Source organism: Burkholderia sp. Ac-20353 (assembly GCF_017104785.1).
GTDB lineage: Bacteria > Pseudomonadota > Gammaproteobacteria > Burkholderiales > Burkholderiaceae > Burkholderia.
This window is the reverse complement of the sequence record NZ_JAAGPL010000053.1, coordinates 1-19,315: the sequence shown is the minus strand read 5'-3', so window position 1 is coordinate 19,315 and position 19,315 is coordinate 1. Positions and strand designations below refer to the sequence as shown.

22 protein-coding genes and 1 pseudogene are annotated in these 19,315 nt (G+C 64.8%); 12 read left to right on the top strand and 11 right to left on the bottom strand.

Annotated elements, in window-relative coordinates; all coding sequences use genetic code 11:
• The first annotated feature begins 3 nt into the window (after positions 1-3).
• From G3N94_RS17325 to G3N94_RS17285, 9 genes and pseudogenes are all read left to right on the top strand, one after another.
• Complete coding sequence (locus tag G3N94_RS17325; RefSeq protein ID WP_205793855.1) at positions 4-1,494, top strand: NADH-quinone oxidoreductase subunit M; 1,491 nt, start codon at positions 4-6, stop codon at positions 1,492-1,494.
• 39 nt (positions 1,495-1,533) lie between these two features.
• Positions 1,534-2,988, top strand: coding sequence for an NADH-quinone oxidoreductase subunit NuoN (gene nuoN, locus G3N94_RS17320; RefSeq protein WP_205793877.1), 1,455 nt, complete (start codon positions 1,534-1,536; stop codon positions 2,986-2,988).
• Positions 2,988-3,284, top strand: coding sequence for a DUF2818 family protein (locus tag G3N94_RS17315; RefSeq protein WP_059930402.1), 297 nt, complete (start codon positions 2,988-2,990; stop codon positions 3,282-3,284). Before nuoN ends, G3N94_RS17315 begins: the two co-directional genes overlap by 1 nt.
• Before the next feature lie 50 nt (positions 3,285-3,334).
• Positions 3,335-3,925, top strand: a complete 591-nt coding sequence (locus G3N94_RS17310) for an NUDIX hydrolase (protein ID WP_205793854.1) — start codon at positions 3,335-3,337, stop codon at positions 3,923-3,925.
• Positions 3,926-4,057: 132 nt separating this feature from the next.
• Entirely contained in the window at positions 4,058-4,480 is a 423-nt protein-coding gene (locus G3N94_RS17305) for a DUF1178 family protein (RefSeq protein WP_124602518.1), read from the top strand.
• Positions 4,481-4,536: 56 nt separating this feature from the next.
• Positions 4,537-5,733, top strand: a complete 1,197-nt coding sequence (locus tag G3N94_RS17300; protein ID WP_205793853.1) for an acyl-CoA dehydrogenase family protein — start codon at positions 4,537-4,539, stop codon at positions 5,731-5,733.
• Between the two features lie 10 nt (positions 5,734-5,743).
• The gene (locus tag G3N94_RS17295) at positions 5,744-6,877 is read left to right on the top strand and encodes an acyl-CoA dehydrogenase (protein WP_205793852.1); all 1,134 of its coding nucleotides are present in this window, start codon (positions 5,744-5,746) and stop codon (positions 6,875-6,877) included.
• Positions 6,878-6,914: 37 nt separating this feature from the next.
• Positions 6,915-7,376, top strand: coding sequence for a MaoC family dehydratase (locus G3N94_RS17290; protein WP_205793851.1), 462 nt, complete (start codon positions 6,915-6,917; stop codon positions 7,374-7,376).
• Positions 7,373-7,495, top strand: a pseudogene (locus G3N94_RS17285) (MaoC family dehydratase); the annotation flags it as partial. The gene G3N94_RS17290 and the pseudogene G3N94_RS17285, both read left to right, overlap by 4 nt.
• Before the next feature lie 115 nt (positions 7,496-7,610).
• On the opposite strand, the gene G3N94_RS17280 reads toward G3N94_RS17285, so the two are convergent.
• From G3N94_RS17280 to G3N94_RS17265, 4 genes are all read right to left on the bottom strand, one after another.
• Entirely contained in the window at positions 7,611-8,303 is a 693-nt protein-coding gene (locus G3N94_RS17280; RefSeq protein ID WP_205793850.1) for a glutathione binding-like protein, read from the bottom strand.
• Between the two features lie 162 nt (positions 8,304-8,465).
• Complete coding sequence (locus tag G3N94_RS17275; protein WP_205793878.1) at positions 8,466-8,612, bottom strand: hypothetical protein; 147 nt, start codon at positions 8,610-8,612, stop codon at positions 8,466-8,468.
• 26 nt (positions 8,613-8,638) lie between these two features.
• Complete coding sequence (locus G3N94_RS17270; RefSeq protein ID WP_205793849.1) at positions 8,639-9,355, bottom strand: histidine phosphatase family protein; 717 nt, start codon at positions 9,353-9,355, stop codon at positions 8,639-8,641.
• Between the two features lie 7 nt (positions 9,356-9,362).
• Positions 9,363-10,154 carry an enoyl-CoA hydratase gene (locus G3N94_RS17265; protein WP_205793848.1) on the bottom strand — a complete coding sequence of 264 codons (792 nt, stop codon included), beginning with the start codon at positions 10,152-10,154 and terminating at the stop codon, positions 9,363-9,365.
• A gap of 205 nt (positions 10,155-10,359) precedes the next feature.
• On the opposite strand from G3N94_RS17265, the gene G3N94_RS17260 reads away from it, so the two are divergent.
• Positions 10,360-11,016: a glutathione S-transferase gene (locus G3N94_RS17260; protein ID WP_205793847.1), complete on the top strand. Its 657-nt coding sequence runs from the start codon at positions 10,360-10,362 to the stop codon at positions 11,014-11,016.
• A gap of 145 nt (positions 11,017-11,161) precedes the next feature.
• Here the strand turns inward: G3N94_RS17260 and G3N94_RS17255 are convergent, their stop codons facing one another.
• Together G3N94_RS17255 and G3N94_RS17250 are read right to left on the bottom strand one after the other, a co-directional pair.
• Entirely contained in the window at positions 11,162-12,334 is a 1,173-nt protein-coding gene (locus G3N94_RS17255; protein WP_205793846.1) for a pyridoxal phosphate-dependent aminotransferase, read from the bottom strand.
• Between the two features lie 33 nt (positions 12,335-12,367).
• Positions 12,368-12,865, bottom strand: coding sequence for a putative toxin-antitoxin system toxin component, PIN family (locus G3N94_RS17250; RefSeq protein WP_205793845.1), 498 nt, complete (start codon positions 12,863-12,865; stop codon positions 12,368-12,370).
• Between the two features lie 57 nt (positions 12,866-12,922).
• Here G3N94_RS17250 and yaaA point away from each other — a divergent pair, with 57 nt between their 5' ends.
• Positions 12,923-13,705: a peroxide stress protein YaaA gene (yaaA, locus tag G3N94_RS17245; protein ID WP_205793844.1), complete on the top strand. Its 783-nt coding sequence runs from the start codon at positions 12,923-12,925 to the stop codon at positions 13,703-13,705.
• Between the two features lie 140 nt (positions 13,706-13,845).
• Positions 13,846-15,000 carry a M14-type cytosolic carboxypeptidase gene (locus G3N94_RS17240; protein WP_205793843.1) on the top strand — a complete coding sequence of 385 codons (1,155 nt, stop codon included), beginning with the start codon at positions 13,846-13,848 and terminating at the stop codon, positions 14,998-15,000.
• A gap of 101 nt (positions 15,001-15,101) precedes the next feature.
• On the opposite strand, the gene G3N94_RS17235 is transcribed toward G3N94_RS17240, so the two are convergent.
• From G3N94_RS17235 to G3N94_RS17215, 5 genes are all read right to left on the bottom strand, one after another.
• Positions 15,102-15,752 carry a hypothetical protein gene (locus tag G3N94_RS17235; protein WP_205793876.1) on the bottom strand — a complete coding sequence of 217 codons (651 nt, stop codon included), beginning with the start codon at positions 15,750-15,752 and terminating at the stop codon, positions 15,102-15,104.
• A 149-nt stretch (positions 15,753-15,901) separates the two neighbouring features.
• Positions 15,902-16,576 (bottom strand): energy-coupling factor ABC transporter permease, encoded by a 675-nt coding sequence (locus G3N94_RS17230; protein WP_205793842.1) that lies wholly within the window; start codon positions 16,574-16,576, stop codon positions 15,902-15,904.
• Between the two features lie 82 nt (positions 16,577-16,658).
• The gene (locus G3N94_RS17225; protein ID WP_205793841.1) at positions 16,659-17,495 is read right to left on the bottom strand and encodes a response regulator transcription factor; all 837 of its coding nucleotides are present in this window, start codon (positions 17,493-17,495) and stop codon (positions 16,659-16,661) included.
• A gap of 201 nt (positions 17,496-17,696) precedes the next feature.
• Entirely contained in the window at positions 17,697-18,914 is a 1,218-nt protein-coding gene (locus G3N94_RS17220; RefSeq protein WP_205793839.1) for a DUF2863 family protein, read from the bottom strand.
• Positions 18,915-19,087: 173 nt separating this feature from the next.
• On the bottom strand, positions 19,088-19,315 hold a 228-nt coding region (locus G3N94_RS17215; RefSeq protein ID WP_205793837.1), incomplete at its 5' end, for a hypothetical protein.

The following is a 19,315-nucleotide window of genomic DNA, read 5'->3' as shown; positions in this document are numbered from 1 at the left end:
TTAATGCACGCTTTTCCGATTCTCAGTACCGCGATCTGGCTGCCGATCGTCTTCGGCCTCCTCGTGCTCGCGGTGGGTAACGATAAAAATCCGGGGCCGGCTCGCTGGCTCGCGTTGATCGGCTCGCTGCTCGGGCTCGTGGTGACGATTCCGCTCGTCACCGGCTTCGATGCCAGCACGGCCGCGCTGCAGTTCGTCGAGCAGTCGACGTGGATCGAGCGCTTCAACATCACGTATCACCTCGGCGTCGACGGCATCTCGATGTGGTTCGTCGTGCTGACTGCGCTGATCACCGTGGTCGTCGTGATCGCAGGCTGGGAAGTGATCACCGAGCACGTGGCGCAGTACCTGGCGGCATTCCTGATCCTGTCCGGGATCATGGTCGGCGTGTTCTCGTCGGCCGACGGCCTGCTGTTCTACGTGTTCTTCGAGGCGACGCTGATCCCGATGTACATCATCATCGGGGTGTGGGGCGGCCCGAACCGCGTGTACGCGGCGTTCAAGTTCTTCCTGTACACGCTCGCCGGCTCGCTGCTGATGCTGGTCGCGCTGATCTACCTGTACACGGAAACGCACTCGTTCGACCTCGCGACGTGGCAGAACGCGAAGATCGCGATGACGCCGCAGATCATGCTGTTCATTGCGTTCTTCCTCGCATTCGCGGTGAAGGTGCCGATGTGGCCGGTGCACACCTGGCTGCCGGACGCGCACGTGGAAGCGCCGACGGGCGGCTCGGTCGTGCTGGCGGCGATCATGCTGAAGCTCGGCGCGTACGGTTTCCTGCGCTTCTCGCTGCCGATCACGCCTGACGCGAGCCACTTCCTGGCGCCCGTCGTAATCACGCTGTCGCTGATCGCGGTGATCTACATCGGCCTCGTCGCGATGGTGCAGGCCGACATGAAGAAGCTGGTCGCGTATTCGTCGATCGCGCACATGGGCTTCGTCACGCTCGGCTTCTTCATCTTCAACCAGCTCGGCGTCGAAGGCGCGATCGTGCAGATGATCTCGCACGGCTTCGTGTCGGGCGCGATGTTCCTCTGCATCGGCGTGCTGTACGACCGCGTGCACTCCCGCGAGATCTCGGCCTACGGCGGCGTCGTGAACGTGATGCCGAAGTTCGCGGCATTCGCGATGCTGTTCTCGATGGCCAACTGCGGCCTGCCGGGCACGTCGGGTTTCGTCGGCGAGTTCATGGTGATCCTCGCGTCGGTCCAGTACAACTTCTGGATCGCGTTCGGCGCGGCGTTCACGCTGATCCTCGGCGCGGCCTACACGCTGTGGATGTACAAGCGCGTGTACTTCGGCGCGGTTGCGAACGATCACGTCGCGAAGCTCAAGGACATCAACCGCCGCGAGTTCACGATGCTGGCGATTCTCGCCGCCTTCACGATGCTGATGGGCCTGTATCCGAAGCCCTTCACCGACGTGATGCACGTTTCGGTGGAGAACCTCCTCTCTCACGTCGCGCAGTCGAAGCTGCCGCTGGCCCAGTAAGCGCGAGCGGAGGAAATCAAGATCATGCAAAACGCTCCTATGAATGTCCTGTTGCCTGACGCGCTGGTGATGGCCGCCATCGTCGTCGCATGGCTGAACGACACCTTTACCGGCGCGGCCGGCCGCCGCCTGACCTACCTGATCGGGGTGGTGGCGTCGGTGGTCGCCGGCGTCTGGTTCGCCGTGCAGGCGCTCGACCCGCAGCAGTACTACTTCTTCTCGAAGATGATCGTCGTCGACTCGTTCGCGAGCCTGATGAAGGCCGTCGTGTCGATCGGTTTCGCGGTGACGCTCATCTATTCGCGCAAGTACCTCGAAGATCGCGACCTGTTCCGCGGCGACGTGTTCCTGCTCGGCATGTTCTCGCTGCTCGGGCAGCTGGTCATGGTGTCGGGCAACAACTTCCTGACGCTGTACCTCGGTCTGGAACTGATGTCGCTGTCGCTGTACGCGATCATCGCGCTGCGTCGCGATGCGGCGCAGTCGAGCGAAGCCGCGATGAAGTACTACGTGCTGGGCGCGCTCGCGTCGGGCTTCGTGCTGTACGGCATCTCGATGCTCTACGGCGCGACCGGCTCGCTCGAACTGGGCGAGGTGTACAAGGCCGTCGAAGGCAACACCGATCCGGCCGTGCTGATGTTCGGCGTGATCTTCATCGTCGCCGGTGTCGCGTTCAAGCTCGGCGCCGTGCCGTTCCACATGTGGGTGCCGGACGTCTACCAGGGCGCACCGACCGCGATGACGCTGTTCGTCGGCGGCGGCCCGAAGGTCGCGGCTTTCGGCTGGGGCCTGCGTTTCCTGGTGATGGGTCTGCTGCCGCTCGCGCAGAACTGGCAGACGGCGCTCGTGATCCTCGCCGCGCTGTCGCTGATCGTCGGCAACATCACCGGTATCGTCCAGCGCAACATCAAGCGGATGCTCGCGTATTCGGCGATCTCGAACATGGGCTTCGTGCTGCTCGGCCTGCTCGCGGGCATCGTGAAGGGCGACGCGACGGCACCGGCGAGCGCATACAGCTCGGCGATGTTCTACGCGATCGTGTACCTGATCACGACGCTCGGTTCGTTCGGTGTGGTCATGCTGCTCGCCCGCCGCGATTTCGAAGCGGAAACGATCGACGACTTCAAGGGCCTGAACAAGCGCAGCCCGGTGTTCGCGTTCGTGATGATGGTGATGATGTTCTCGCTGGCCGGCATCCCGCCGACCGTCGGCTTCTATGCGAAGCTCGCGGTGCTCGAGGCGACCGTCAACGCGGGCCTCACGTGGCTGGCCGTGCTTGCGGTGATCACGTCGCTGTTCGGCGCGTTCTACTACCTGCGCATCGTCAAGCTGATGTACTTCGATGCACCGCAGGATACGACGCCGATCACCGGCGATTTCTGCAAGCGCACGATCCTGGCGCTGAACGGCGTCGCGGTCGTCGTGCTCGGCCTGATCCCGAGCCCGCTGCTGACGGCCTGCCTGCAGGCAGTTCGTCACACGCTGCCGCTCTAATGTCGGCAGCTGGCTGGTTTATCGTGCTGTTGGCGCTCGCGGGCGCCAACCTGCCGTTCCTGAACCAACGCCTCTTCGCCGTCGTGCCGCTCGGCGCGACGAAGAAGAGCGCGTGGGTGCGGATCGGCGAGCTGATCGTGCTGTACTTCGTTGTCGGCGCGCTCGGCTTCTGGCTCGAATCGCGCGCCGGCAACCGTTTTGAACAAGGCTGGCAGTTTTACGCGATCACGTTCAGTCTCTTCGTCGTGTTCGCGTTTCCCGGCTTCACGTTCCAGTATCTCGTCAAACGACGCTGACGGCACAGGGCCTGTTCCCCTGGCCGTCGCGCTCAACCTTGGAGCCGCCGATGGCCGAATTGCCGAATCACGACGCCGCACTGACCGAAACGTGTCTCGAAAGCGAGGCCATCTTCGACGGCGCGTTCCTCAAGCTCAAGCGTGACACCGTGCGCCTGCCCGACGGCAAGCACGCGACGCGCGAATACGTGCAGCACCCGGGCGCGGTGATGGTGATCCCGCTGTTCGACGATGGTCGCGTGCTGATGGAAAGCCAGTACCGCTACCCGATCGGCAAGGTGATGGCCGAATTCCCGGCCGGCAAGCTCGACCCGAACGAAGGGGCGCTCGCGTGCGCGGCGCGCGAGCTGCGCGAAGAAACGGGCTATACCGCGCGCGAATACGTGTTCCTCGCGCGGATTCACCCGATCATTTCCTACTCGACCGAGTTCATCGACCTGTATCTCGCGCGTGGCCTGACGGCCGGCGAGCGCAAGCTCGACGACGGCGAATTCCTCGAGACCTTCACCGCGACGCTGCCAGACGTGCTCGAATGGGTGCGGACCGGCCAGATCACCGACGTGAAGACGATCATCGGCACGATGTGGCTCGAAAAGGCGCTGTCCGGCACCTGGCCGCTCGGCCCGGCCGTCACGCCCTGACGGCGTCAGCGGCCGCGGGAACGCCGCGCTACAATTCGATGACACGGCGCCGCGCGCCGTCGGATTCTGATTTAGCACGACCGTTCACAAAATCGCTTTTTGCGCTACACTCGTCAAACGCCCTGATTCAGCATGAAGGTCCTCGATTTACAGTGCCCGCACGGTCATCGGTTCGAAGGCTGGTTCGCTTCCGCCGATGAATTCGAAGCGCAGTTGTCCCGCAAGCTGGTCGAATGTCCGGTGTGCGGGGCGACCGAGGTCAGCCGCATGCCGTCCGCGCCGCGCCTGAACCTGTCGGGCGCGACGCAGGCGAAGCCGGCCGATCCGCGCGCGCTGCAGGCGCAGGTGATGCGCGCGCTGCGCGAGGTACTGGAGAAGACCGAGAACGTGGGCGAGCGCTTTGCCGAGGAAGCGCGGCGCATTCACTACAACGAAGCGCCGGCGCGCAGCATCCGGGGCGTCACGACGCCGGAGGATGCGCAAGCCTTGGTTGAAGAAGGCATCGACGTGATGCCGCTGCCGATTCCTGCCGCGCTGAAAGAACCGCTGCAATAAGCCTGCGCAGCGTGTCCTTGCCGGGGCCGGTCGGCCGCGGCGAGGAGACACTTCGCATGGATCTGGATTATTCCCCCGCCGACGACGCGTTCCGCGCCGACATTCGCGCATGGCTCGAGGCGAACCTGCCTCACGCACTGCGCGCCAAGGTTCTCGATCACAAACGACTCAACCGCGACGACTACGCAAGCTGGCACCGGATTCTCGGCCAGCGCGGGTGGTCCGCGCCTGCGTGGCCGGCCGAGTATGGCGGCCCGGGCTGGAACGCGACGCAGCGGCACATCTGGGACGAGGAATGCGCATGGATCGGTGCGCCGACCGTGCTGCCGTTCGGCGTGTCGATGGTCGCGCCGGTGCTGATGAAGTACGGCAGCGACGCGCAGAAGCGCCGCTACCTGCCGCGCATACTCGACGGTTCCGACTGGTGGTGCCAGGGCTACTCGGAGCCGGGTTCCGGCTCGGATCTCGCGTCGCTGCGCACGCGGGCCGAGCGCCACGGCGACCATTACGTCGTCAACGGACAGAAGACCTGGACGACGCTCGGCCAGCACGCCGACATGATGTTCTGCCTCGTGCGCACCGATCCCGCCGCGAAGAAGCAGGAGGGCATCTCGTTCCTGCTGATCGACATGAAGACGCCCGGCATCACCGTGCGGCCGATCATCACGCTCGACGAGGATCACGAAGTCAACGAGGTGTTTTTCGAGGACGTGAAGGTGCCAGTCGAGAACCTCGTCGGCGACGAGAACCGCGGCTGGACCTATGCGAAATACCTGCTCGGGCACGAACGCACGGGGATCGCCCGCGTCGGCGGGTCGAAGCGTGAGCTCGCGTTCCTGAAGCGGGTGGCGCTGAACCAGCAGAAGAACGGCAAGCCGCTGCTCGCCGATCCCGTGTTCGCCGCAAAGGTCGCGGCGCTCGAGGTCGAGCTGATGGCGCTCGAGGTGACCGTGCTGCGCGTGGTCAGCCGCGAGACGAGCGGCAAGGGGCCGGGCCCCGAAGCGTCGATGCTGAAGATCAAGGGCACCGAGGTGCAGCAGGCGCTCACCGAGCTGATGTTCGAAGCGATCGGCCCGCTTGCGGCGCCGTTCGACGTGCGGTTCCTCGAAGGCGAGAGCGACCATAGCGCCGCCGGCGACGATGATGCCGCGCCGCTCGCCGCGTACTACTTCAACTTCCGCAAGACGTCGATCTATGGCGGGTCGAACGAAATTCAGAAGAACATCATCGCGCAGATGATTCTCGGACTGTGAGGAGCGGTATATGGATTTCACCTTTACCGATGAGCAGCAGCAATTCGCCGACGCGCTGCGTCGTTATCTCGGCGAACAGTACGGCTTCGAAGCGCGCCAGGCGATCGTGCGCAGCGCTGCCGGCGTGTCGGACACGCAATGGCAGGCGTTCGCGGAGCTCGGCCTGACGGCGCTGCCGGTGCCGGAAGCGCAGGGCGGTTTCGGCGGGAACGCGGTCGACATGCTGGTCGTGATGCAGGAACTCGGCCGCGCGCTCGTCGTCGAGCCGTACTGGGCGACGATGGTTGGCGTCGAGGCGTTGCGCATCGCCGGGTCCGCCGGCGCTCAGGATGCCGCGCTGCTGGAACGCGTCGCGCAAGGGCAGGCGCGCGTTGCTGTCGCATTCCACGAACCGCACGCGCGCTACGACCTGTTCGCGCTCGACACGCATGCGCGCGGCCAGGACGGCGCCTATCGCGTGACCGGCGCCAAGTCGGTCGTGCAGCACGGTGCGCAGGCCAGCGCGTGGATCGTGCCCGCGCGGCTCGACGATGGCGCGGTGGGCCTGCTGGTCGTCGAGCAGGGTGCGGCAGGCACGGATATCGTCGACTATCGGACGATCGACGGGCAGCGCGCGGCCACGATCCGTTTCAACGACACGCCCGCGCGCCTGCTGACGGGCGGCGCACGCGACGCGGCGGCGCTCGAGCAGGTCGCTGACTATGCGACCGTGCTGCTGTGCGCGGAAGCGATCGGCGCACTCGACGAACTGAATCGTGCAACGGTCGAATATACGAAGACGCGCGAGCAGTTCGGCGTGCCGATTGCGCGTTTCCAGGCGTTGCAGCACCGGATGGTCGACATGCTGATCCACGCGGAGCAGGCGCGCTCGCTGACCTTTCTGGCAGCGGTGCGTTATGCGAGCGACGACGCGGATGCGCGACGCAAGGCCGTGTCCGCAGCGAAGGCGCGGGTCGGCCAGGCTGCGCGCTTCGTCGGCCAGCAGGCGGTCCAGCTGCACGGCGGAATGGGCGTGACCAACGAGGTCGCCGCCGCGCATCTGTTCAAGCGGCTCGCGATCATCGAGACGACGCTCGGCGACACCGATCATCATCTCGCCCGCATCGCGGCATTGCCCGGTTTCATGCAGACCGAAACCGCATGACGGCAGCGCGCATGCGCGTCACACAAGGAGAGACAACATGGGCGTCAGTTACGAGGACATGGTAGTGGGCAGTACCACCGAAGTCGGCCGCTATACGTTCGAGGCGGACGACATCAAGGCGTTCGCGGAGCGCTACGACCCGCAGCCGTTCCATGTCGACGAGGTCGCTGCGGCGGCGTCGCCGTACGGCGGGCTCATCGCGAGCGGCTGGCATACCTGTTCCGTGTTCATGGGCATGCTCGTGCGCAATGTGCTGCCGGGCTCGACCGGCATGGGGTCGCCGGGCATCGACGAGATCCGCTGGCTCAAGCCCGTGCGCGTCGGCGACACGATCACGATGTACCAGAAGATCAACGACAAGCGCGTATCCGGGAGCAAGCCCGATCGCGGCATCGTGTCGACCGAATGGATCGGCGTCAACGGCAGCGGCGAGACCGTGATCACCGTACGCTCGAAGGTGATCTTCGGGCTGCGCGATCCGGCAGGAGGGAACGCTTGACGCAAGCTCCGCTGCCGCTGATCGCATCGGCGCAGGCGCTTCAGGCACTGGCCGCGCGCGTCGGCGAAGCGCCGCTCGCGAGCGGCTGGATGGAGGTCGACCAGCACCGCGTCGATCGTGTCGATGCGCCGCTAGTCGTGCGCGCGGCGGAATTCATCACGCTGCATTACTTCTGACGCGCGTTCGGGTTCGCGCATGGGGGCGCGACACAATGTGTGGCCCCATGCGCGACGCTCAGTGCTTCGCGTACTGCGTTGCGCCGAACAGCACTTCGCGCGCCTTGTCGTCCTGCAGCGGCTGACGCAGCGACGCCAGCACCTCGACGCCACGCTGCACGGCGGGACGCGCGGCAATCGCTTCGTGCCAGCGCTTCACATTCGGCAATTCGTCGAGCACGATCCCCTGGTTTTGCCACGAACGCGTCCACGGGAACGTCGCAATGTCCGCAATCGTGTACTCGTCGCCGGCGAGATACGCGGTTTCGCCGAGCCGCTTTTCCATCACGTTGTAGAGGCGCTTCGCTTCGTTCGTGTAGCGGTTGACTGCGTACTCGATCTGTTCGGGCGCGTAGAGGCGGAAGTGATGTGCCTGCCCGAGCATCGGGCCGATGCCGCCCATCTGGAACATCAGCCATTGCAGCGTCGCGTAGCGCGCGGCCGGATCGGTCGGCAGGAAGCGGCCGGTCTTTTCCGCGAGATAGATCAGGATCGCGCCGGACTCGAACAGCGCGATCGGCTTGCCACCCGGACCGTCCGGGTCGACGATCGCGGGGATCTTGTTGTTCGGGCTGATCTTCAGGAACTCCGGCGTGAACTGGTCGCCGTTGCCGATATCGATCGGGTGCACGCGATACGCGAGGCCGGTTTCCTCGAGCAGGATATGCACCTTGTGGCCGTTCGGGGTCGCCCAGCTGTAGACGTCGATCATCGTCAACTCCATGGTTGCATGCGCGAAAGCGGCGCCTCAGGGGGCCTCAGGGGGGCGCCGCGACAGGCGCTCATTAGAGCATGGATCGTCGCGCGCTGCAGACGCCCGCTTCGCGCTATCCGGCGTAGCGCGCGAGCTCGAGTTTCGCGATCGCGATGCGCTTCAGCGCACCTTCAGCGCGTACTGCCACGCCAGTTCCGCCATCGGCCACGCGCGCCGGCCGGCGTCGAACGCCTGCGCACACGATGCGGTGCCAACGAACGCCGTGTAGTCGGTGCCCCGCGACGCGTTATCGTTCGGATGCGCCATCGTGTCTCCTCCAGGCGATGTAACGATCAGCGTTGCGCGAACGCCTGGTACTGCTGATACAGCACTTCCATCGTCGTGTTGCGCGTGTCCCGGTGCAGCGCTTCGGGCGGCGAGTAGTTGAGCAGGCGGATCACCCAGTCGTGCGGCGCGTCGCCGACGTCGAGCGCGTTGATGCAGCCGGTCGACTGCGACAGGTGGCCGATGAAGATCCGCTGGCCGGGCACCGTCGCATGCGACAGCAATGCGCAGTTGACGCCACCGTGCAGCACGAGCAGCACCGTGTCCCATGTCTGGTCGTCCCGCAGCGCGTCGAGCGGCGGCAGCACGCGGTCGATCAGTTCGCCGATCGTCTCGCCGCCGAGAAAGCGCGTGTCCTCGGGCACGATGCCGTCGAGCACGCGAAGGAATGCGTCGCGATGCTGGTCCGACGGAATCTCTGCCAGATGTCCGCCGCGGATTTCGCGCCACGCGGGTTCGATCTCGATGTCGATACGTTGCCCGGTTTCCGCGAGCACGCGTTGCGCGGTTTCGATCGTGCGCGGCAGGCCGCTTGCGATCACGCGGTCGAAGCGGATGTCCTGTTCGGCGAACACGCGGCCGGCAGCGCTCGCCTGCTCGCGGCCGCGGGCGTTGAGCGGCACGCTGTCGGGATCGATCGCACGACCGGAATCGTCGAAATAGGTGACGTCGCCGTGCCGCATCAGGTAGATGCGGCGGCGTCGGGGCAACTCGTAACGTGACATGGCGGGCTTAGCGTTTGTAGACGGGCGGACGTTTTTCGAGGAACGCGGTGATGCCTTCGTGCGCATCCGCGTGATACAGCGACGCGACGAAATGGTCGCGTTCGGTCACGAGATGGGCGTCGAGCGGCTGCGCGGCGGCGTCGTCGAGCAACGCCTTGATGCGCGTCAGCGCATTCGGCGAGATGCCGGCCAGCGTGTCGGCCCATGCGAGCGCATCGGCGAGTGCGGCGCCGGGTGCCGCGACGCGATTGACCACGCCGAGTGCGTGCAGGCGCTCGGCCATCACGGGCTTGCCTTCGAACAGGATCTCCGCGGCGAGTGCGCGCGGCAGTGCGCGGGCGAGGAACCACGAGCCGCCGCCGTCCGGCGTCAGGCCGACGCGCGCATATGACATCACGAACTTCGCGTCGCGCGCGGCGACGATCAGGTCGCAGGCGAGTGCAAGCGAGAAGCCGGCGCCGGCCGCGGCGCCTTCGACCGCCGCGATGACCGGCTTCGTCGACGCGCGGATCGCGGCGGCCCACGCACCGAGCAGATCGATGCTGTCGGCCTGGTACGCGGGATCCTTCGAACGGTTGTCGAGCAGCCGGTTCAGGTTGCCGCCCGCGCAGAAGAAATGGTCGGCGCCCGTGAGCACGACCGCGCGAATCGCGGGGTCGCGTTCGGCGGTGGCGAGCGCTTCGACGCCCGCTGCATACATGTCGGGGTGAAGCGCGTTGCGTGCACCGGGGTTGGATAACGTGAGGACAAGCGTCGATTCGCTTTCAGGCGGGCGTGATGCGAGCAGTTCAGCACTCATGCGAGTGTGTCTCCATCGGATGGCGTGGTTGCGAGCGATGCCGAATCCGTTGTATCGGCAGCCGGCGATGCTGCTACCTTGAATATATGGACGTCATGGCGGACGTGAAACTGTTTTAGACTAGCACGAACGTGCTTTTCAGCGCGACGAATCCCCGCGTGCCAGGCGTCGATCCGGCCGCGTCCCAGCGAGGAAGGAGGCTCCGATGCTACAGCTGTGCGGTATTCCGTTGTCCAACTATTACAACAAGGTGAAATTCGTCCTGCTCGAGTACGGCATTCCGTTCGAGGAATCGACGTGTGGCCTGCCGATCACCGACGAGGCCGTGCTGGCCGATACGCCGCTCGGCAAGATTCCGTTCCTGAAGACCGAACAGGGCGCGCTGTTCGAATCGCAGGTGATCATCGAATATCTCGCGGCGCGTTATCCGGACAAGCCGATTTTCCCGTCCGACCCGTTTGCGGCCGCGAAGGTGCGCGAACTTGTCGAGACGCTCGAGCTGTATCTCGAATGGACCGCGCGCGAAGTCTATACGGAAGCATTCTTCGGCGGGAAAGTCAGCGACGGGATGAAGGCGCACGTCGAGAAGCGTCTGCCGCGCGCGATCGACGCATTCAAGAAGATGACGCGATTCTCGCCGTATGTGCTCGGCGATTCGTTCGGATTGGCCGACATCGCCGCGTCGATCCACCTGCCCGTGATCGGGATGGCGACGAAGGCGATCTTTGGCCGCGATTTCCTGCTCGAAGCCGGCATCGACTGGAAGGCGCACGCGCAGAAGGTCGCCGAACGTCCGGCGGCGCAACGTGTCGCCGACGATCGCAAGGCGTATCTCGCGGCGGCGAACGGCAAGCGTCCGTGAGCGCAGTGCGGGTCGCAGTGTCGGTCGTAGTGTTGGTATAACGCATGCCCCGCGATGCGCGGGGCATGGGCGTCGGCAGGGTGCCACGCGCGACGCGGGAGGCGGGCGACACGTCGTCGCCCGGATGTGGATTACAGGCTGAGGCTTACAGGCGCGCGAGCCGTTCGAGCGCCGTCGCGAGCGTGCTTTCCTGCTTCGCGAAGCAGAAGCGCACGACACCCGATTCGTGCGGCTCGTGATAGAACGCGGACACCGGAATCGCGGCGACACCGACTTCCGCGGTGAGCCACTTCGAGAACTCGGCTTCGGGCAGATCGCTGATCGCCGAATAGTCGACGCACTGGAAATACGTGCCCGAGCACGGCAGCAGCTTGAAGCGGGTGCGCTCGAGGCCGGCGCGGAAAAAGTCGCGCTTGTTCTGATAAAAATCGGCGAGCGTCAGGTAGGGCGCCGGGTCGCGCATGTAATCGGCAAGCCCGAGCTGCATCGGCGTATTCACCGTGAACACGTTGAACTGGTGGACCTTGCGGAACTCCGCGGTCAATGCGGCGGGCGCGGCGACATAGCCGACCTTCCAGCCCGTCACGTGATAGGTCTTGCCGAAGCTCGACACGATGAAGCTGCGCGCGGCCAGCTCCGGATAGCGCGCGACGCTCTCGTGGCGCGCACTGTCATACACCATGTGTTCGTACACTTCGTCGGAAACGATCAGCACGTTGGTGCCGCGCACGATCTCCTCGAGCTTGCGCATGTCCGCGTCGCGCCACGTGGTGCCCGTCGGGTTGTGCGGCGTGTTGATCAGGATCATGCGCGTCTTCGGCGTGATCGCGGCCGCGACGCGATCGAACGGGATCGCGTAGTCCGGCGCTTCGAGCGTGACGAATACCGGCTTGCCGCCCGCGAGCTCGATCGACGGCAGATAGCTGTCGTAGGTCGGCTCGACGACGATCACTTCATCGCCCGGATGCACCGCGCACAGGATCGCGGTGAGCAGCGCCTGGGTCGCGCCGGCCGTCACCGTGATCTCGGTCGCCGGGTCGTAGCGGCGGCCGTAGACGTGCGCGATCTTGTCCGCGATCGCTTCGCGCAGCGGCGCGACACCGGCCATCGGCGGGTACTGGTTGTGGCCGCTGCGCATCGCGGCCGCGACCGCATCGACGATGCGCGGGTCGCAATCGAAATCCGGAAAGCCCTGGCCGAGGTTCACGGCGCCTTTCTCGGCGGCGAGCGCGCTCATGACCGTGAAGATCGTCGTGCCGACGTTCGGCAGGCGCGAAGGGAAAACGGGAGTCGTAGGCATGTCGGAAGAAGCGTTCATCGGAACAGTCGGAAGAAATGGGCGTGGCGCGGGTCAGGCCGGCGTTGCGGTTTGGTCCGGCGCCGTGTCGAGCGCGCAGGCGTCGACGAATGGCGCGGGCTGCGCAATCCGGAAACCGAAGTCGCGCGCGGTGCGTTTGGCGAGCTTCAGCAGCGCCCGGTCCTTCGATACGAGCCAGTCGGCCTGCACGGCGCGAGCGAGTTCGAGAAACTTCTGGTCGTCGCGGTCCTTGCATTTGGGCAGCGGCGGCGCGTCGGCGTCGACAGGGGGCGGCTCGACATCACGTGTGAGACGCGCGACGGTCGCGAGCGCGGCCGCCTTGTCGACCGCGCGTGCCTGGAATTGCGGATAGTCGAGCACATGCTCGAGCTCGGTCCGGCAGCGGCCGTCGATCATCGCGACGAGCGTGCCGCGTTCCAGTGCGGCCCGGATCGGGCGGGTGGCGGGATCGTCGAAGACAAGAATATCGATCCAGACATTCGAATCGAGCACGACGCGACATTCGGCGTGCGGGGCGAGGGAGCTGGGCATTCGTTACAATCGGTGGTTTTCGTCTGACCGCGCGGCACGGCGTGCCAGCGAGCCTCTATGATAATCGTTCTCTCTCCCGCGAAATCCCTCGACTACGACACCCCCGCCCATGTCCCGACCTACACGGAGCCGGCGTTCGTCGGCGACGCGTCGGAGCTGATCGACGGCCTGCGCAAGCTGTCGCCGCAGGACATCGCGACGCTGATGGACATTTCCGATCCGCTCGCGCGCCTGAACTTCCAGCGCTATGCGGACTGGTCGCCGGTGTTTTCCACAGCGAACGCGAAGCAGGCCGTGCTTGCGTTCAACGGCGACGTCTACGAGGGATTCGACGCGAAATCGCTGTCGGCCGCGGATCTCGACTACGCGCAGCGGCACGTGCGCGTGCTGTCGGGGCTGTACGGGCTGCTGCGCCCGCTCGACCTGCTGCAGCCTTACCGGCTCGAGATGGGCACGCGTTTCGCGAACGCGCGCGGCAAGGATCTGTACGCGTTCTGGGGCGACCGGATCACGCGGGCGCTGAACGAGCAGCTGGACGCGCGCAGCGGCGCATCGCGCGTGCTGATCAATTGCGCGTCGACCGAATACTTCAAGTCGGTCAAGCCGAAACTGCTGAGCGCGCCCGTGATCACGCCGGTGTTCGAGGACTGGAAGGGCGGCCGCTACAAGATTATCAGTTTCCACGCAAAACGCGCGCGCGGCCTGATGGCGCGTTATATCGTCGAGAACCGCATCGCCGAGCCGCAGGCGCTGAAGGATTTCGCGGTGGAAGGCTATGCGTTCGACGATGCCGCGTCGAACGATTCGACTTACGTATATCGCCGGCGTGTCGGCGAGTGATCGCCCGGGCAATTCACAAGACTGCCGGGCAGCTGTGCATGGAGCCGGAGCAAGCGCTAAAGCGCCGACTCTGGTCGACCGCGAAGCATGGGACCAGAGTAAGCGCTAAAGCGCTAACTCTGGTCGACAAAGGAGAGATGATGACCCTTTCAATCACCAGTAATTTCGACGCCGGCGCGATCGACGTCGTGTCGTGCGAGCGCCCGGACGCGATCCGTCTGCGCGTGCGTGGCGACAACCAGGCCGAGTTCGCGCAATGGTTCTACTACCGCGTGACGGGCGCGCGCGGCGAGCAGTGCGTGATGACGTTCGAAAATGCAGCCGAATGCGCGTACCCGTCGGGCTGGCGCAATTACCACGCGGTCGCGAGCTACGACCGCGTCGACTGGTTCCGCGTGCCGACGACGTTCGACGGCAAGACGATGACGATCGACCATACGCCCGAATTCGACAGCATCTATTACGCGTACTTCGAGCCGTACTCGGAAGAGCGGCATGCGGCGTTTCTCGGCGCGGTCCAGCAATTGCCGCACGCGAGCGTCACCGAACTCGGCCGGACCGTCGAAGGGCGACCGATGTCGCTGCTGACGCTCGGCACGCCCGAGACCGACGGCGCGCCGAAGAAGAAGGTGTGGATCATCGCGCGTCAGCATCCGGGCGAGACGATGGCCGAATGGTTCGTCGAGGGGCTCGTGAAGCGCCTGGCCGGGTGGGGCGACTGGGCGGGCGATCCGGTCGCGCGCAAGCTCTACGACCGCGTGACGTTCCATATCGTGCCGAACATGAACCCGGACGGCAGCGTGCATGGCAACTTGCGTACCAACGCGGCCGGCGCGAACCTGAACCGCGAATGGATGGAGCCGGACGCGGTGCGCAGCCCCGAAGTGCTGGTCGTGCGCGACGCGATCCACGCGATTGGCTGCGACATGTTCTTCGACATTCACGGCGACGAGGATCTGCCCTATGTGTTCGTCGCGGGCTCGGAGATGCTGCCGAGCTTCACCGAGCAGCAGGGTCAGGCGCAGACGGCCTTCATCGACGCGTTCAAGGTCGCGAGCCCTGATTTCCAGGACGAGCACTGCTACGCGGCAAGCAAGTACAAGGAAGATGCGCTCAAGCTGGCGTCGAAATACATCGGGCATCAGTTCGGCTGTCTGTCGCTGACGCTCGAGATGCCGTTCAAGGACAACGCGAACCTGCCCGACGAGCGTGTCGGCTGGAACGGCGAACGCAGCGCGTCGCTCGGCGCGGCGATGCTCGCTGCGATCCTGCGTCAGGTCGAAACCTTCGCATAAGCGCGTACTCGGCAGCTGTCAGGCGCTAGAAAAAAAGTCGGGGCATCGTTTGATGCCCCGACTTTTTTGCGTCTGTCGTTGCCGCCCGGTCGACGGTCGTATCAGGACTTTTTCGCCGACGATTTCTTCTTCACGGCTTTCTTCTGGCCGGTGGATTTCTTCGTTGCGACAGCCTTCCTGGTGGTGCGGCCCGTGGCCTTGGCCTTGCCCTTGGCCGATTTGCCCTTGAATTTCTTCGTCGTCGGCGCGGGCCGTTCGACGCGCGGTTTCAGCGGCGGAACCGGGTCGTTCCAGCTGAACGCGAGCATCTGCTGGCCGACGTAGCCGCAGCGAAACTTCAATGGAACGGAGTCGCCGCCGTCCTTGGGGATGCCGAGCCCGTCGACGGTGACGATATTGTCGACCTTGGTGCGCTGTTTGCCCTGATCGAACGAGTCGTTCCAGGGCGTGATCGCTGCATTGCCGTTGTCGAACGCGTTCGGCGGGAAATCGACACGATCGAAGGCCGACGACGTGCTGGCGATGAAGCTGCCGTGCGCTGCGCAGTCTGCGACGAGCGGGTCGGCGTGCATGTCGTTGACGAATTTGTTGATCAGTTCGGAGCGCTGGTCGAGTAGGTCGGCGAGTACCGGCGCCGGGAGCGCAAGCGACAGGCCCGCGACACAGGCTGCCAGCTTGCCGAACGCTCTGAAAATCCGGAGCGAGGCGGGTGAGCTGTCCATCTGGTTATTGGTGAGGAGCGAATGAGACATCGGGCAGGTATAGAGGCCCGATGAAGAACAGGAGTTCAATCTTAGCGCAAAAAAATCGTGCAGCAGTAGACGGCGTACTCTCGTGCGCTTCGCAAGCGACGCATCGGCATGCACAACGGCATCGCAGCAGATTCGCGGCCGACGCAGACTTATGCGCGCGGCCCGCCAAGGCGATAGCGGCGGACGTCGAACGTCGTGACCCATGCCGGCCGATAGACGGCGATGAGTGCTGTCGCGAGGCCGGTGAACCAGGCTTCGCCGAGGGCGAGCAACGTGGTGTTCAGCAGGTAGCCGGACGGAATCACGATCGCGGCGCCGTCCGCAAGCGCGAACTGCACGCCGGCTGCTGCCGCTGCCACCACGACGATCGTGATGGCCGGCGACAGGAACCCCTGGCCCGTGATGAACGACGACAGGTTGTGCGGCAACCACGCGATTGCGGCGCGCTGCAGCAATGACGACACCACGACCGGCAACGCGCCGTAGATCAGGTATGTCATCCCGATGCCCTGCCAGGGGGCGTCGAAGATGATCGCGGCGACCGCCGTGACGACACCCATCGCGATCAGCGCAAGCGTCCAGTCGAACAACGTGACGAGCAGGGTAGCGCCGAGCAGGTGCATGACGAGCCCGTCCTCGAGCCAGGCGTTCGACGCCCAGAGGACCGTGATCGCCGTGACGAGCGCGAGCCAGACGTGCTGCAGCGTCGCGTCCTGAAGCCGGACAAACGGGCGATTCCATATCGCCAGCGCGAGCAACACCACGGTGGCGATCCAGCCACCGACGCCAACCCAGAGCGGAAGCGGTGTGAAGAGGAAACCCATGCGTCCATATTACTCGTTGAACATCAAAGGTGGGAATCCACACGAGCATCGACCGTCGCAATATTGAGACTGTCCTGTCCGGCTAACGATCGCGGCGGAACCGCGCCGGCGGCTCGGCAGCCTGCGGGGTGTTCTGAAGGCCATCGTTCGCCGCCGGCGACGGGTACTTGCGGTCGGCGCGCATCGCCCGCAGTGGCATCGGGCCGCGCTCGCCGAGCGACGGCTTGCGCACGCTGTCGCGGTTCGACAACAGCACCTCGAGATGCGGGGACAGCCAGCCGTTGTAGATCGCGACCGCGGCGGCGCGATTGGCAGCGCCGAGCTGCTGGAAAATGCTCGCGAGATGAATTTTCACGGTGCCTTCGCTGATGCCGAGCGTGCGGGCGATCATCTTGTTGGTGCTGCCCATGTGGACGAAACGCATGATCTGCGCTTGTCGCGGCGACAGGATCCGGGACGGCGGGCGGCGGGGAAGCGATCCGGCGAGTTCCTCGAGATGTGAGTCGTGGCGGGCCGCGAACGACGATGGCAGGAGGTTGAGGGCGATCGGCGGGATGTAATGTCCGCCGAGCAGAACCATCTCGAGCGCGCGCACGATCAGGTAGGGTCGCGTGGAGCGCGGGATCACGCCAGTGACGCCGCAATTGAAGAGCCGCCGCACGACTTCCGGCGTGGGCTCGTCGATCAGCACCGCGGCGGGGGCAGGGGCGCAGGCGCTGCAGAGCGCCTGAAGCTCGCTGAGCCGGCCGACGTCCTGCCAGTCGATCGCGACCAGATCGAAACGCTGACTTCGCAACACCCGACGGGCCTGGAAGCCGTCAGGCGCTTCGTTGTATCCGGCGTGGCGATCGATCTGCCGCAACAAGACCTTTAGTCCGTCACGCCGCTCCGCGTCTGAGTTGAGCACCAGGAACCGCATATTCAGCCTCCATAAGGGTGAGTCATTGAGCTGCCGGCGTCATGCCTTGGGCTTGATGATGACAAACACCTTACATGATGTCTGCTTGGCTGAAAGGCTTAGGATAAGTCCGAAGGATTGGCGGGCAAGAAAAAAGCCGCTCCGGCAGCAACCTGGAGCGGCTTGCGACGGGCGGCCGTTTCGGCCGTGCGTACGTGCGTGTCAGTGGAAGTGCGGTTGCGCGGGCGACGCGTCTTCCGGCATTTCGGCATGGACGATTTCGCCGAGCGGATCCGCGTACAGCGGAACGCCGCAATCGTCGCAGTATTCGGGCTCGAAGCGGCCCGCATGCCGGCGGACGTCCGTCACGCCGCATTCCTTCAGCAGGCTTACGATCTCCTCGAGCGGGCCCTCGATCGGCATGTCGCTTTCGAGCGTCGCGTTGTCGATTGCAACATCGCCGTTTTCGCGGCCGTAAAGCGGCCAGACGACGCCATAGATCACGTCGTTATTGCCGCGGCGCGTGAATCCGATCCGGTACTCGTCGATCCGACGTTCGCCGAATCCGGCGACCACCGCACGCAGTTCCTGCGGTGCTGCACCAAGTGTGTCGAAAAGATAACGAATGGCGGTTCGGACGGTGTGCGGACGCACGCGTTCGTCCGCATCGCGGCACGCCGAATAGTACGCGTCCGGAAGCAGGCATTCGAACTCGCACCCTGGCAGCGCGAGCGCGAGATTCGGGCCACCTTGCGCTGTCCATTGTTCAAGGCACTGGCCTCGCTCGATCCGGGCGCCGTGCTCTTCTTCCTGCCAGCGGAACAGCGACGCACCGGCGGGGGCGGCCACGACTGCGAGCAGGAAGCGCGGGTCTGCCAGGATCGGCGACGTTTCGGGCAGGTCGCCGTAATTGATCTTGGCGGCGTGCTGGCCGAGCGCGGCGTGCGCGAGCTGCTGCGCGAGCCGATAGGTCTCGACGTGGTGTCGTGGCAACTGGTCGATGCTGTAGAGGAAAGGAGCAAGCCCGACGAGCGTGCCGCTGGCGAGCACGTGCGCCTGCAGATGCGTGCGCAGGGCATCGACGATATCGCCCTTCAGCGGACCCGACGGGATCATGTAGCGCGTCCAGGCCAGCACCGGCACCGCGACGAGCAGTGCGTCGTACGGCTGGCCGTCGTGCTCGACCACCATCGACTCGCTGTGCGTCTCGGCCATGTCGGCGAGCGCGCCATACGCGTCGGGATGGTTCTGCTGCAGATGATCGAGGGCCGCGTCGAGCGTGGTCTGGTTACCGTTGCGCACGATCTTGGCGAGCAGCGCATCGAGCTTTGCTTCCCAGAAGCGGTCCTCGATGCGGCTGCCGGATGCGAAGAGCGCAAGCGACAGGCCGACCAGTTTGTCGGCATCGGGAGGGAGACGTTTGGCGATTCGCTGGCGCATGTTAAATACGTATAGAAAGGGGCGATGAGCCTCACATTCTAGTCCGTTCTGTGCGCTATACGCGGTCTTGCGCCGCAGCATGATGTTCGGGCAGCTTGGCGGACAATGTGAAAAACTGCATCAAAGCCCTTGCGCAGATCGCGAGAGGTGCCTAGAATCACGCCTCTTTCGCGCTAACGGCAACGCGGCGCGGGAGAAGGGGAAGCGAAGTTGGCTGGATGTCTGGTTAGACGTTTGGCTGGCGAAGGAAGATGAACCCCGCAGTCGCAACGATGTAGTAAAAAGTTGTTGACGAACTGCGAAACAGTGTTCATAATCTCATTTCTCTGCTGCTGAAAACGCAGCGCTGCTGAGAAGCCAAGCTTCTCGCAGAAACGCTCTTTAAAAATTAACAGCCGATA

Excerpts from the sequence above, each read along its gene's own strand:
- G3N94_RS17270 (WP_205793849.1), bottom strand. The coding sequence starts at position 9,355 with ATGTCACGTTACGAGTTGCCCCGACGCCGCCGCATCTACCTGATGCGG.
- G3N94_RS17230 (WP_205793842.1), bottom strand. The coding sequence starts at position 16,576 with ATGGGTTTCCTCTTCACACCGCTTCCGCTCTGGGTTGGCGTCGGTGGC.
- G3N94_RS17325 (WP_205793855.1), top strand. The coding sequence starts at position 4 with ATGCACGCTTTTCCGATTCTCAGTACCGCGATCTGGCTGCCGATCGTC.
- G3N94_RS17295 (WP_205793852.1), top strand. The coding sequence starts at position 5,744 with ATGGATTTCACCTTTACCGATGAGCAGCAGCAATTCGCCGACGCGCTG.
- yaaA (WP_205793844.1), top strand. The coding sequence starts at position 12,923 with ATGATAATCGTTCTCTCTCCCGCGAAATCCCTCGACTACGACACCCCC.
- G3N94_RS17280 (WP_205793850.1), bottom strand. The coding sequence starts at position 8,303 with ATGATCGACGTCTACAGCTGGGCGACCCCGAACGGCCACAAGGTGCAT.
- G3N94_RS17240 (WP_205793843.1), top strand. The coding sequence starts at position 13,846 with ATGACCCTTTCAATCACCAGTAATTTCGACGCCGGCGCGATCGACGTC.
- G3N94_RS17265 (WP_205793848.1), bottom strand. The coding sequence starts at position 10,154 with ATGAGTGCTGAACTGCTCGCATCACGCCCGCCTGAAAGCGAATCGACG.
- nuoN (WP_205793877.1), top strand. The coding sequence starts at position 1,534 with ATGAATGTCCTGTTGCCTGACGCGCTGGTGATGGCCGCCATCGTCGTC.
- G3N94_RS17225 (WP_205793841.1), bottom strand. The coding sequence starts at position 17,495 with ATGCGGTTCCTGGTGCTCAACTCAGACGCGGAGCGGCGTGACGGACTA.
- G3N94_RS17290 (WP_205793851.1), top strand. The coding sequence starts at position 6,915 with ATGGGCGTCAGTTACGAGGACATGGTAGTGGGCAGTACCACCGAAGTC.
- G3N94_RS17220 (WP_205793839.1), bottom strand. The coding sequence starts at position 18,914 with ATGCGCCAGCGAATCGCCAAACGTCTCCCTCCCGATGCCGACAAACTG.
- G3N94_RS17300 (WP_205793853.1), top strand. The coding sequence starts at position 4,537 with ATGGATCTGGATTATTCCCCCGCCGACGACGCGTTCCGCGCCGACATT.
- G3N94_RS17310 (WP_205793854.1), top strand. The coding sequence starts at position 3,335 with ATGGCCGAATTGCCGAATCACGACGCCGCACTGACCGAAACGTGTCTC.
- G3N94_RS17255 (WP_205793846.1), bottom strand. The coding sequence starts at position 12,334 with ATGAACGCTTCTTCCGACATGCCTACGACTCCCGTTTTCCCTTCGCGC.
- G3N94_RS17305 (WP_124602518.1), top strand. The coding sequence starts at position 4,058 with ATGAAGGTCCTCGATTTACAGTGCCCGCACGGTCATCGGTTCGAAGGC.
- G3N94_RS17315 (WP_059930402.1), top strand. The coding sequence starts at position 2,988 with ATGTCGGCAGCTGGCTGGTTTATCGTGCTGTTGGCGCTCGCGGGCGCC.
- G3N94_RS17275 (WP_205793878.1), bottom strand. The coding sequence starts at position 8,612 with ATGGCGCATCCGAACGATAACGCGTCGCGGGGCACCGACTACACGGCG.
- G3N94_RS17260 (WP_205793847.1), top strand. The coding sequence starts at position 10,360 with ATGCTACAGCTGTGCGGTATTCCGTTGTCCAACTATTACAACAAGGTG.
- G3N94_RS17250 (WP_205793845.1), bottom strand. The coding sequence starts at position 12,865 with ATGCCCAGCTCCCTCGCCCCGCACGCCGAATGTCGCGTCGTGCTCGAT.
- G3N94_RS17235 (WP_205793876.1), bottom strand. The coding sequence starts at position 15,752 with ATGTCTCATTCGCTCCTCACCAATAACCAGATGGACAGCTCACCCGCC.